This is a genomic window from Bacillus sp. C-3-6, assembly GCF_054509685.1.
This window is the reverse complement of the sequence record NZ_CM137247.1, coordinates 2,549,350-2,561,149: the sequence shown is the minus strand read 5'-3', so window position 1 is coordinate 2,561,149 and position 11,800 is coordinate 2,549,350. Positions and strand designations below refer to the sequence as shown.

The following is an 11,800-nucleotide window of genomic DNA, read 5'->3' as shown; positions in this document are numbered from 1 at the left end:
CTCCTTTTAAAATGCTTACTACATAAAATGTAACATACAATATTTAACTGAAATACAAAATATTATATTTATCAACATAAGAAAGAAACTATATGAAAAAGTATCATAAGATCATTATTGAATTACATTATACGGATTGATTATTTGCTAAATTCCTATGTTTTTCTTTTCTTAATACTGGTATATGAGCAATCACAATTCCAAGTATAGTAATTCCTCCGCCAATTATCGAAACTAAAGTTGGCACTTCTCCTAACCATATCCAAGCAATGAAACACGCAGTTATTGGCGTTAAATATAGAGAACTTGTTGCTTCAGAAGCACCAGCACGAGATATAATATAGGCCAATGCAATATACGGGAGTACTGTTGGAAAGACACCTAAATATATAACGCTCAAGTTAACTTCAAGAGGAGCTGCTAGTATTTTTTGATAAACTCCGGCTAAGAAAATAAGCATACATACAGTACTAGACAAAATTGTATATATGGTAAATGGTAAGAAGCCGTATTTTTTTAAGTAAGATGTTTGGAAAACGAAAAATAGACTTTCTGAAATCGCCGCTAATAATATAAATAATCCCCCGCTATTCAATTGAATAGCGTCGCCTTGGCTAAATGAAATTAAGGCAATTCCTGCAAAACTCATTAGACCACCTATCCAGCCATTTAATTTCATTTTTTCATTCAAAAAAACAGAAGCAAGAATTGCCGTTACTATTGGAGTGACTGAAATTATTAAACTTGCAGATCCAGCATTTACTGTTTTTTCGCCGTAGTTTAATGCGATGTGATAAATAGTAAATCCTAGAGCACCAAATATAAAAATTGCTGGGATATCCTTTAAATCCGGTAGTCGTAGTTTGTATATAAATGAAAATAACAAAAGTATAAATGAGGCGATTAATAAGCGTAGTAAAGTAAGGTGTTCAGGCGTATAAGATTCAAGCCCCATACGAATTGCTGGAAAAGCAGTTCCCCATATAAGAATTGTAAAAGCGTGAGCACATATAATGCGTAAATCCCATTTTTTATTATGCATATTTTCTCTCCTTCCCTAAAAAACCAACCATTTTTAAATTACCAATTATTTCTTTTCATCATATTTAATAGTTGATACAATGTCTTCAACCAGTTATTTATCGGAAAAACCAACCACTTTGAATCTTTTAAATAAACGAAGGAGTTTTTTATATGACGACCGATAAAAAAGTGCCCAAATATCAGCAGATAATAGACTATATGAAAGAAAAAATTGAAAACGGAGAATGGCCAATTGGAAGTAAAATCCCTAGTCAGCGGCAGTTAGCAAAATTATTTCATGTAAATCGAAGTACTGTAATTACTGCGCTAGATGAACTTATGGCAGATGGTTTAATTCAAGGACAAATCGGAGCAGGAACAATTGTAATGAATAATACATGGTCATTATTAGCAACTAATCCTCCGCCCGATTGGAGTGAATATGTAAAAGCCGGTATTCATAAACCAAGTAAGTTAATGGTGCGAGAAATAAATGAAGCAGAAGCAAATAAAACGCTTATCCATCTTAGTAAAGGTGAACTTGCACCTCATCTTTTCCCGCTCGAAACTATGCAATCTATAATAAAAAACGTCAGTCAGGAATTAGATTATTTCGGATACGAAGAACAAAAAGGTTTTTATCGGTTACGTGAAGCAATAAGCAAATACGTAAAATCATTTGGAATACATGCATCACCGGATTCTATATTAATAGTCTCGGGTGCACTCCAAGCATTACAATTAATATCAATTGGTCTTTTACATAGAAAATCAACTGTTTTACTTGAACAACCTTCTTACTTATATTCACTTCATGTTTTTCAATCAGCAAATATAAATTTATCCGGTATATCAATGGACCATCACGGTATTTTACCTAACGACTTATTAAAACGAATTAAATATAGTCAAAAGAATAATATTTTATATTCAATCCCTTGTTTTCAAAATCCAACGGGGATATTGATGTCCAAAGAGCGAAGAAAAGAAATATTAAAAATATGTGAAAAAGAGCAGTTGCCTATCATCGAGGATGATATTTACCGAGAGTTATGGATTGATGAATCACCTCCAGCTCCTTTAAAGTCGATGGATAAACATGGACATGTATTATATATTGGTAGTCTCTCTAAAACACTTAGCCCAGGACTTAGAATTGGATGGATAATCGGACCAGAACCTGTTATTGATAGATTGTCAGATATAAAAATGCAAACAGACTATGGATCCAGCTCTTTATCTCAAAGAGTAGCTGCTGAATGGATAAATGAAGGTTTTTATGAAGAACATGTAGCAAACGTAAGAATGCACCTGAAAGAGCGAAGACAAATAATGATACGAGCTTTAAATAAATATTGTGCAGATATTGCATCGTGGGATATTCCTAGTGGTGGATTTTTTATATGGCTAAAGGTTGTACATAACATTCCGATGAAAAAACTATTTTCAGAGGCTCTATCAAAAGGAATTCTTTTAAACCCAGGACGTATTTATGAAGAAGAATCAGATCAGTACATTCGTTTATCATATGGATATGCTTCACCAGAACAAATGACTTACGGGATTAAATTGCTCAGTGAATTAATTCGAAAGTTAACGGCATAAAAAAATCCTCTTTTGTTTTTGGAGGATTTTTTTACGTATCTTATTTACCACAATTTCATTTCCTGCCCTAATAAAATAAGTTTTTCATAAGGATCTCCGTCAATATTTAATACTTGAGCAAAAGCAGGTTCTGTTTTTAAACCTTGTTCCTTTAAGCGAATAACTTCTTCCCTTATATGGGGATGTTGCATTAATAACATGTGTTCCACTATCATATGTCTATATGCATTTTGATTACGCACTGGCTTCGGTTGAGCAAATAATTCAAATTCAAAACCTTCGAATTCAAAATTCACCTTTATCGATTCAGTACCTTTAATTCTTTTCTTTTTTATGTTGAACCCTCCATAAGAACCATATAAAGATCTCATTTCCTGCTCAAAAACATCAAAGTTATATACTTCCATTACAATATCTAAGTCAGATTGAGGAGTATCAATTCTTATAGGGATTGTCCCGCAAAGAACGGGATTATATAAAGCTAAATCCTCCATTATGTTTAGGCTATTCAAAACATCATATATTTTTTGTTGTTTCTCATTGCCCGATTGTAAATATGTAATAGATGTAAACATAGAAGTCTCTCCTTCATTTAACATAATAATCATCTCACTAAATATTTAAATCATTGGGTTTTGTTCTAGGAGTACCTTTATTTCAATATATTAAGCCGAACTAACTATATTTTTCAACTTTTCTCCTATACTGCAATACTATAAAAATAAAAAAGGAGGAATTATTATGAGCATTTTTAACATTCTTTTAACCATACACATCCTATTTGGAACAATATGCTTAATCACTGGTATTGTAGCGATGGTTGCCCAAAAGAAGAAAGGAAAACATACCGAATGGGGCGAAATATATCATGCATCCTATGTTGTCATTACCCTTACGGCAATAATATTATCCATTATCAACTGGGATAAAATCGCATATTTATTTTATGTAGCAATCTTCTCTTATTCATTTGCAATTTATGGATACCTTGCACGAAAAAAACGTTGGAAAAATTGGCTCCATCACCACATTAGAGGTATGCTAGGTTCTTATATTGGTGCAGTCACCGCACTTTTAGTAAATATCGGCATCCATATTCCCATTTTAAATTTACTTCCGCCAATATGGTTTTGGTTTTTACCGACCTTAATTGGTATACCCCTCGTAGCCAGTGTATCAAAAAAATATAAAAAGCGTAGTTGAAATTAATTACATTTTGATTACTTTCTGATTATTAGAATGAAAAATTATACTCTATGTATTACAAATAATATTATGAATGCTCGTCCTATGAATATTTAAAATAAAATGCCGCCCAACAGGACGGCTCTTATTTTTACTTTACAAACGTAACATATTCACCAGAAACCCATTGATTTCCACCGACATTATACCAACCATCTTTATATCCAAACGATTGATATTTTTCACCTTGATACACGTTTTTCACAATGCCGTAATTTGTTCCAGGGCCGGTACGAACACGCAATACATCCGCGATTATAGTAACTACACCTACACCATCGTTTGATGATTGTGAAGTTGCTGGTACATTTCCTCCCGTATAACGAATGTATGATGGATCGTTATAAATCCACTGATCGCCACCTAGATTTAACCAGCCATTTGATTGTCCAAATACTTTGTAGGACTCTCCTTTCCCTAATTGACGAATAACGCCATATCCAGTACCAGGTCCTTTTCGTAAATTTACATTACTACCGTTAATATAAGCAACCCCTACATTATCATTCGACGTGGGAGGAGTCACTACATTTTGAGCACCTTTTCCAAAAGTATCCGTTCCATACCCTTTGTAGTTATATTGCAAATGCGGGCTATCCACAAATCCTTTCCAGTCACCGCCCCATTCAAAACCAATTTGTTTAGCATAACGAATTGCTGATGCCCACGGTTCTTTATTATAGCCATTCCAATCTTCTGTACCATTCGACTGAATTGGAACAAAATCTAATGCCTGTCCTACTAAGTGATATGAGCGCATCGTTTGTGATGCTCCTTTACGAACATATTCACGTTGTTGCTCGACTGTACGGATTGTTTCATAAATTAATACTTCAATTCCATTGTCGATACAGTACTGATACCACTTAAAAGCTGCAGCTTTCGTATTATCCGCTAATTTATTCAGATTATTTACGTTTCTAGTTTGGTATTTCAATATGCAACATCTCCTTTTCTATTATCATATGCAAAACTCGTCTCATGGGTTGTACATATACCTAGAACGATCCGAAGTACAAATACATAAGAAGCCAATTCATCTAAATAGATTTACATTTCTAGCTTCAAACTTTGTAAACTGAAATCTAAGCAATAAAAAAAAACCGCAACCCAGGTCTTCTAGTTGCGGTTTTTGGTATTTTCTTTTTATATGCAACATGCCACCTTGCATTATTAATCCTAATATATAGGTTGTGTAAATTTCCCCTTTATGAATAACACTTCTTATTCATGACTTTTCAAATCCAATATTGAATGTAAACGATCCGGATAATTAGTAAACATCCCGTCGACTCCCCATGAAAGTAACTTTTTCATATCTTTTTCATTATCTACTGTAAATGGATGAACTTCTAATCCGTTTTTCTTTATTTTATTTACATAATCTGAATCAATATATTTGTAATTCATACCAAGACCTATGCAGTACGTTTTATACTTTTCTATCTCTAATTCTGTTAATTGAACTGCTTTTTTATAAGGTAATAATTGTACTAAGGATATATTACTATTTAAGCTATGAATCTTTTGTAGACTTTCTTCACTAAACGATTGAATAATTATTTTATCCTGTATTTCGTAGTGATTAATAATTTCTAATAATTTTTCTTCCATTCCTGGATATTCATTAGGTGATTTTGTTTCAATATAATAGTTCGCATTTTGCCCAAACGTTTCAACAATTTCTGTTAATGTTGGGACTTTAGCATTTTCAAATTCTTTCTTTGCTAAGTTCGGATATTTTTCGTTGAAAAAGAATCTGCATTTAGTTGCTTTATTTCTTCTAATGTATGCTCTTTCACTAGCCCAGTACCATTTGTTGTACGGTTAAGGTTTCGTCATGCATTGCCACTAAATGCCCATCTTTTGTCATTTGGAGATCAATTTCTATATAATCTCCATTCATTTTTTGTCCTAATTTATATGCTGCTATTGTATGTTCAGGCGCATATGCAGAAGCACCTCTATGTGCGATATTTTTTATATGATTTGATTGATTAATAGCTTTAGTATACTTATGTTCATTTATTTTCTGAAAAACAAAGATACTTATTACTATAAAGGCACAAATTATTGTAACGAGATATATCTTTTTCATAACGATTTATAAGCTCCTATGTAAAGACGATTTAACTTGAATGATTTACTCAATTAAATGTCGATTTTCCAATACAGTCATTTTGCCGATAGCTTGAAATCCTGATTTTTTATAAATATTGATTCCATCGGGTGAAGCTTGTAATACACAATACGTATTTTTAAATTTATGTGCTTCTTGCAGCAGGAAATTGAACATAGCAGATCCGAATCCTCGTCCTCTCATTCCTTCTTTCGTTGCTATGTCATAAATACCAATACTATCTTTTGAACATATTAATGAACCAACAGTTACGACTTCACCTTTATATAACCCTAAAAATAATTTCAGATTCTCACTGTTACATATATCAAGATTAGAAATTTGATTATAGAATGCTTGTACATGTATACCTTCTTCTGATGTGCCGAATAGATCAGCTAACGTTTCTCCAAATTTATTTATTTGTCCAAGTGAAGATGCTTGTTGAATAGTAAAACTTACTGGCATGTTTATTGTTGGGGAAATTGTTTTTAAGTCTGCTACCATCGCAATATTCTGTTCCGCTTCTTTTAAACCGACTTTAATTAACTCGCTTTTTATATCCCGCTCTTGCTCCTCATCCCATAACCAAACACTCATTGGAAAATTTCTTTGATAATAGTATTCTACCTCTTTATATAATTTCTCGATCCCTTCCGTTAAATTATTGTTTAGTAGAGTGATGATATTAAATGTATCGGCAGGTAATCCACAATCAACAGCAATATAATCTTTCGTTTTTTTTATACTCATTCCGGGCACAAATTGTGCAACATATGAGGTTTTAAATGCAAAGTTATCAAGTAGTAGTTGTTTATAATTCATCAATAGTTCTCCTTTTCATAAAAAGTAACACTCGAATTTTTCTATATTAAATATAACATATTAGAAATTTACCATTTTCTATAAAAAGTACCTCTTTAAATTGTGCTCTATAGTTTAAAATAATTAAAAATGATATAACGTTGTCGGAATGAAAAAAGTGGTATATAATAAATATTAACATTACTAGTAATTATTTTAGGTATTCCTAGAATAAAGGAGCGATACATATGAAAATTACTATTTATTTCGGAAGTCATGAAGATCAAGATGTTCGTACTATGGACTGTCATTTAGATGTAGAAGAGACAGAAGAGATTGTTTCTGTATCATAATATAAATAGTTAGGGTAAACCCTATCCCTTACAGCGTTTAAGGCACCTTTTATAAGGTGTCTTTTTTGTTATATTTTCATCAAAAACCCTTTACTTTATAGCGTTTTAATAGTAAAATATAAATATACGAACAAACGTTCTTTTTTATTTTAAACGTACATGAAGGGATGATTTTAACAATGGCTCCATTAAAGCGCAGAGGAAGAAAAAAGCAATCACCTATTATTTCAAATACAGGCTTTATCGGCTCTGTCTTTATTGATACATTGGAGTTACAAAAGAAATCCTATTATTTCGCTCGTAAAAAACTTCAAATTGTTCATCACGTACTAGATGGTCTCTCTGGAGCAACAAGTGCTTTATTTAAAGAACATAACATTTCAGCATACATGTCATGTGTGTATTTACATAAACAAAAGAAAATTGGTTTTGTTCTTTCAACGAAACCATTTGAACAAAGTGATGGCGTTGCTTATTTTGTAAATTATTTAATCGAAAAGAATTTTTATGGCGGCCATGATGAAGATGTAGAATATCAAGAAGTATTTAATACAGGTTTTATCGGTGTAGTATTCGCTGATTTATCTAGTATAGATCGCTTTAATTTCGATTTTGAAATGGGTATGCTAACGAAATTAATGAAAGATATGATTATTCCGGTTAAAGAACTCTTTTTACGCCATAATGTACCGGCTTACATCTCCACTTCTCACTTAGAAGAACAAAACAAATTAGGTTTCGTTCTCTCTGTAAAGCCATATGACGAACGCGCTGAAGCAGATTTATATTTTGAAGCATATTTAAAAGAACGCGGATTATTTATTGGTGATGAAGAAGATGATATTGATAAGATTGTCATTAGAAAAACCGCTGAATTACGATAAAAAAGCGCAGGATGCTGATCCTGCGCTTTTTAAGTTACGTTAAACACTATAATCTTTTGAATGAATTTCTAAATTTAACTTATTTGCTAAAATTTTATTCAAAGTAAAAAATACAATCCCCCCTGCAATGGGAAGCGTGTAGGCTGGAATGAAATTTAATAATAGTCCTGATATTGCAAGTGCTATTGGCTGCATTATTTTACCTAAGCTTAATCCAATACTAAGAACTCTTCCTCTATATTCTTCAGGAATCTCATTTTGCATGAAATACATTAAAGGAATATCAATTTGTGCTATCATAAATCCTAAAAAGAACATAATCATGCAATACGTAGTAACATATACCAAATTATTTACTACAATAGGTTTAAATAAAACAGGTATTCCTGAAACTATCATAAAAATCGCCAACATAAAACTTATTTTTTTCAATAGATAAGAATAAGAAAAACAATCAGTTATCTTTTTTACTAGTATTGCACCAACTATCATACCTATCGGGAAAGTCCCTTGAATCATACCAAATTGCTTAGAACTAAGATTGAGAACTGTGTTAATAATGTATGGCAACGGAACAGTTACAGCAAAGCCTAAAAAGAAATTAAGAGAAATTAAAATACTAAAAGTATTTTTTAAGCTTTTCCGCTCCAATAAATAAGAGTATCCCTCCTTTATATCTTCAATAAAATTAATTTCTCTAATTGAACATTCCTCATTTATGTTTTGCTCAAACAATTTAAAGTTAATAAACAATATGGAAATAGCCGAAAGGATAAATGAAATACCATTTATAATTATAAAAATTTTAATATCAAAGACTGCAAAAACAATCCCCCCTAACATAGGCCCTAGAATTAAAGATATAGAATCGATAATTTTACTTATAGAATTAATACTCATTAACCGCTCTTTAGTGACCATATTCGGTTTTACGGCCTCTAAACCTATTCCAAAAAAAGTTGTAAATACTGTCATAAGAAAGGTAGTAGTATAAATGATGAATAAGTTTAATCCATAATAGCTGCTTAATATATAAACAGTTATTAATAAGCATCCGCTTAGTAAATCCATGCAAATAACCAGTTTCTTTTTATCAACCTTATCAGCAATGACACCGGCAAATGGATTCATAACAATCATTGGAATCGTTCCTAATATGAGCGAAATTGCAAAATTTAACGCAGATCTGGTTATTTGTAAAACATACAATCCTAATGCAAAACTATAAATAGAGCTACCAAATAGTGATACTGTTTTTGCAATTGAATATAAACAAATATTTCTTAGTTCTTGGTTTCTATTTTTATTTTCTATATGTAATCGTAAACTTCCCATCACTTTTCCCCCTGCCTAACTTTGTGTTACGTACATTGTAAGTTCTTGGGTCAACCCAATAGCAATATGTACTATTTGAAAATTTTTAAGGGAAAATAAATAAAAGATGGGGTTAACCCCATCTTTTTCCGAAAAATGAATATGTATAAATTTCTTCTCCTTGAACAAAGAAATCTTCGTACCTTCCCCCTCGTATCAAATAATTTGAAGTACTTTCATCAATAGATTGAAACTGTAAATTTTCGATTTCTTTTGTTACTTTTGCAGATGTAAAATTTTCTCTGAGTCTAGGTGCAATTTGGCTATTTATACTAAATTTATTAAATAAAATAAATGAACTTAATAAATAACAATTGTGTTTAAAAAGGGAATTTAATTCCCACAATAAGAACTCCTCATGTTCAAAACTATAATTACTTGTACCTGATTGATCGATTACAATATCAACAGAATTATTCTGAATAGGTATGTTTAGAAAGTCGGCACAGATAAATAACATATTTCTTTTCACATTTCTTCTCTCAATTACATCTTTTAAAAGTAAAAGTTTATTCAAATCTCGATCAACAGCAATATATAAACACTCTTCCGGTAGTTCTTCATAAATATTTCGTAAAAAGAACCCAATACCAGACCCTAAATCAAGTAGTATTTTTTCATTTAAATCTAATTGCATTAGTTTCTTTTTCGCCCATTCCCCTCCTCTTTGAACATTTTCCAAAAAAGCAGTATCAGTTTCATGAATATAATCCGAAATAGAATCTTCAAGTGATTTCTTTTCATACGCTTTCAATGAGTTACCCGCTGTTAAAACCCCTGAAATAATCGTGTATTTTTCACCACAATTACAAATTAACTTTCCCTCAATAATTTTATTCTTATTAATAATGCCATCTTCAAGAATTAAATTTCCGTTACACTTAACACATTTAAATAAATGAAGTACTTTTAAATCTACCCCTAAAATTGAACTCGAAATTTCAGTTTCTATAGATAAATTATGTAACACTTCCTTTAATTTGCATTTTCGTTCCTCTAAAGTTTTTATTTCTTGTTCAATCTTTTCATATTTTACTTTAAATAAAGATTGATAAAAATTATCCTTTTCATAGTCTAAGGATTTCCCTAAATTTTTATAAAGAAACAGTTCTTTAATTTCATACAAGCTAAACCCTAGCCATTTGTACTCTAATATAAGTTCTATATCCTTTTGACAATACCCGTCAAAAAAATAGTGACTTCCTTTTTTCTCGGGAATAACGAGTCCGAGATCCATATAATGTCTAATCGTATCTACACTTACATTATTTACTTCTGCAAACTTACTGATTTTCATCCTAATCACTACCATTTATATATTTGCTTATACATACTTCTTTATTATTTTAAAAAATCCTTTCATCTCCCTATACAAAATTATTTATGCTATGAAAAAAGATGTAATTAATTTTAAAGTTACGCCACATACCCATCAAGCTAAGCTTATATAAGTTTAGCCCCTCATTTTTAATCTTGAATTTAAAAATGAGGAGCAGGTAGTACGGTTATGTCTATATATCTAAAAAACTTAAAATTAAACTATGAGTTCATGGATAAATTAAAAACTGTGGCGTAAGTACGACAGTTTTTTTCCTTTTTCATTGGGTTGGAATATGTAAGGTTACGTACTTTAACTGTAGAGGACTAGTACTACCCGTTCATATTAATTTCATAGACGTTTAGGATATTGTTTTATGGGAAGTGTTCTTGCTATGAAATCGGGATTGTAAATATAGATGGACGTGATTCAAGTCAAAGAAAAGGCACTCCTAAGAGTGCCTTTTCTTTGACTATTTTATATGTGCGAACGCTTTCAAAATTATTGGATATAAATTGATGTACGCATTGTATTAAATGGTGAATTTATAGATGTCTTTTGGTACTCAAACGTTCCTTGTTGGTGTCCAGAAGCATCCCATTTATAATACCAGCCAACGATTGGTCTTCCGCCAATTATAGTGGAATCAATACTTTTTACATTAGAACCATTCATTTTAGCAAATGGGTTTTGGCCATAGCCCATTTCTTTCGTTGTAATATATAAATATTTTCCCCCGTGGTTACGCGATGTGCTGAAGCTGTTCTGATTAATTGTTTCTACCCCGCCTAGCTCAGACTCTACTTGTACGACGTTTAGTGAAGTAAGTGGTGCCGCTGGTCCAGCTGAAGCTTCTGTTGCCATTCCTAATCCGACGAACGCTGTAATTGCTAACGATGAAATCCCTAGTGCTGCTTTTCTAAACATAAAAAACATCCCCTTCCATCTATTGTTTTCTCTTTCATTTTCAATTTAATCCTAATAACCTTATATATAAATAGATTGTAGCTGTATAAATATTAGTGCGAATATTCTATTATATATTTCTACAATTCTATTACTTAATATGAATGAT

10 protein-coding genes and 1 pseudogene are annotated in these 11,800 nt (G+C 31.5%); 3 read left to right on the top strand and 8 right to left on the bottom strand.

Annotated features, from left to right (window positions below):
* Positions 1-127: 127 nt before the first annotated feature.
* Positions 128-1,042 carry a DMT family transporter gene (locus ACW0JX_RS13095; RefSeq protein ID WP_459245765.1) on the bottom strand — a complete coding sequence of 305 codons (915 nt, stop codon included), beginning with the start codon at positions 1,040-1,042 and terminating at the stop codon, positions 128-130.
* A 152-nt stretch (positions 1,043-1,194) separates the two neighbouring features.
* On the opposite strand from ACW0JX_RS13095, the gene norG reads away from it, so the two are divergent.
* The gene (gene norG, locus ACW0JX_RS13090) at positions 1,195-2,628 is read left to right on the top strand and encodes an efflux pump transcription regulator NorG (RefSeq protein WP_089171159.1); all 1,434 of its coding nucleotides are present in this window, start codon (positions 1,195-1,197) and stop codon (positions 2,626-2,628) included.
* A 44-nt stretch (positions 2,629-2,672) separates the two neighbouring features.
* On the opposite strand, the gene ACW0JX_RS13085 is transcribed toward norG, so the two are convergent.
* Positions 2,673-3,203 (bottom strand): DUF4269 domain-containing protein, encoded by a 531-nt coding sequence (locus tag ACW0JX_RS13085; RefSeq protein ID WP_089171158.1) that lies wholly within the window; start codon positions 3,201-3,203, stop codon positions 2,673-2,675.
* Positions 3,204-3,369: 166 nt separating this feature from the next.
* Here ACW0JX_RS13085 and ACW0JX_RS13080 point away from each other — a divergent pair, with 166 nt between their 5' ends.
* Positions 3,370-3,831 (top strand): DUF2306 domain-containing protein, encoded by a 462-nt coding sequence (locus tag ACW0JX_RS13080; RefSeq protein ID WP_053564312.1) that lies wholly within the window; start codon positions 3,370-3,372, stop codon positions 3,829-3,831.
* A gap of 133 nt (positions 3,832-3,964) precedes the next feature.
* Here the strand turns inward: ACW0JX_RS13080 and ACW0JX_RS13075 are convergent, their stop codons facing one another.
* The 3 genes and pseudogenes from ACW0JX_RS13075 to ACW0JX_RS13065 all read right to left on the bottom strand — a co-directional run bounded on the left by ACW0JX_RS13075 (position 3,965) and on the right by ACW0JX_RS13065 (position 6,817).
* The gene (locus ACW0JX_RS13075) at positions 3,965-4,810 is read right to left on the bottom strand and encodes an SH3 domain-containing protein (RefSeq protein WP_053564313.1); all 846 of its coding nucleotides are present in this window, start codon (positions 4,808-4,810) and stop codon (positions 3,965-3,967) included.
* A 287-nt stretch (positions 4,811-5,097) separates the two neighbouring features.
* Positions 5,098-5,971 (bottom strand): annotated as a pseudogene (locus ACW0JX_RS13070) (glycerophosphodiester phosphodiesterase).
* Between the two features lie 45 nt (positions 5,972-6,016).
* A complete protein-coding gene (locus tag ACW0JX_RS13065; protein ID WP_459245764.1) occupies positions 6,017-6,817 on the bottom strand; it encodes a GNAT family N-acetyltransferase in 801 nt (266 codons plus the stop codon).
* A gap of 511 nt (positions 6,818-7,328) precedes the next feature.
* Between ACW0JX_RS13065 and ACW0JX_RS13060 the strand changes: the two genes are divergently transcribed.
* A complete protein-coding gene (locus ACW0JX_RS13060; RefSeq protein WP_089171155.1) occupies positions 7,329-8,033 on the top strand; it encodes a hypothetical protein in 705 nt (234 codons plus the stop codon).
* Between the two features lie 39 nt (positions 8,034-8,072).
* Here the strand turns inward: ACW0JX_RS13060 and ACW0JX_RS13055 are convergent, their stop codons facing one another.
* The 3 genes from ACW0JX_RS13055 to ACW0JX_RS13045 form a co-directional block, all read right to left on the bottom strand.
* The gene (locus tag ACW0JX_RS13055; RefSeq protein ID WP_459245763.1) at positions 8,073-9,368 is read right to left on the bottom strand and encodes an MFS transporter; all 1,296 of its coding nucleotides are present in this window, start codon (positions 9,366-9,368) and stop codon (positions 8,073-8,075) included.
* 112 nt (positions 9,369-9,480) lie between these two features.
* Positions 9,481-10,704 carry a MerR family transcriptional regulator gene (locus tag ACW0JX_RS13050; RefSeq protein WP_089171153.1) on the bottom strand — a complete coding sequence of 408 codons (1,224 nt, stop codon included), beginning with the start codon at positions 10,702-10,704 and terminating at the stop codon, positions 9,481-9,483.
* Between the two features lie 522 nt (positions 10,705-11,226).
* Entirely contained in the window at positions 11,227-11,652 is a 426-nt protein-coding gene (locus ACW0JX_RS13045) for a DUF4879 domain-containing protein (RefSeq protein WP_089171152.1), read from the bottom strand.
* Positions 11,653-11,800 lie beyond the last annotated feature (148 nt).

What these genes read in the sequence shown, in the direction of transcription:
- ACW0JX_RS13095 (WP_459245765.1), bottom strand. Translation starts at nt 1,042, where the DNA reads ATGCATAATAAAAAATGGGATTTACGCATTATATGTGCTCACGCTTTT.
- norG (WP_089171159.1), top strand. Translation starts at nt 1,195, where the DNA reads ATGACGACCGATAAAAAAGTGCCCAAATATCAGCAGATAATAGACTAT.
- ACW0JX_RS13085 (WP_089171158.1), bottom strand. Translation starts at nt 3,203, where the DNA reads ATGTTTACATCTATTACATATTTACAATCGGGCAATGAGAAACAACAA.
- ACW0JX_RS13080 (WP_053564312.1), top strand. Translation starts at nt 3,370, where the DNA reads ATGAGCATTTTTAACATTCTTTTAACCATACACATCCTATTTGGAACA.
- ACW0JX_RS13065 (WP_459245764.1), bottom strand. Translation starts at nt 6,817, where the DNA reads ATGAATTATAAACAACTACTACTTGATAACTTTGCATTTAAAACCTCA.
- ACW0JX_RS13060 (WP_089171155.1), top strand. Translation starts at nt 7,329, where the DNA reads ATGGCTCCATTAAAGCGCAGAGGAAGAAAAAAGCAATCACCTATTATT.
- ACW0JX_RS13055 (WP_459245763.1), bottom strand. Translation starts at nt 9,368, where the DNA reads ATGGGAAGTTTACGATTACATATAGAAAATAAAAATAGAAACCAAGAA.
- ACW0JX_RS13050 (WP_089171153.1), bottom strand. Translation starts at nt 10,704, where the DNA reads ATGAAAATCAGTAAGTTTGCAGAAGTAAATAATGTAAGTGTAGATACG.
- ACW0JX_RS13045 (WP_089171152.1), bottom strand. Translation starts at nt 11,652, where the DNA reads ATGTTTAGAAAAGCAGCACTAGGGATTTCATCGTTAGCAATTACAGCG.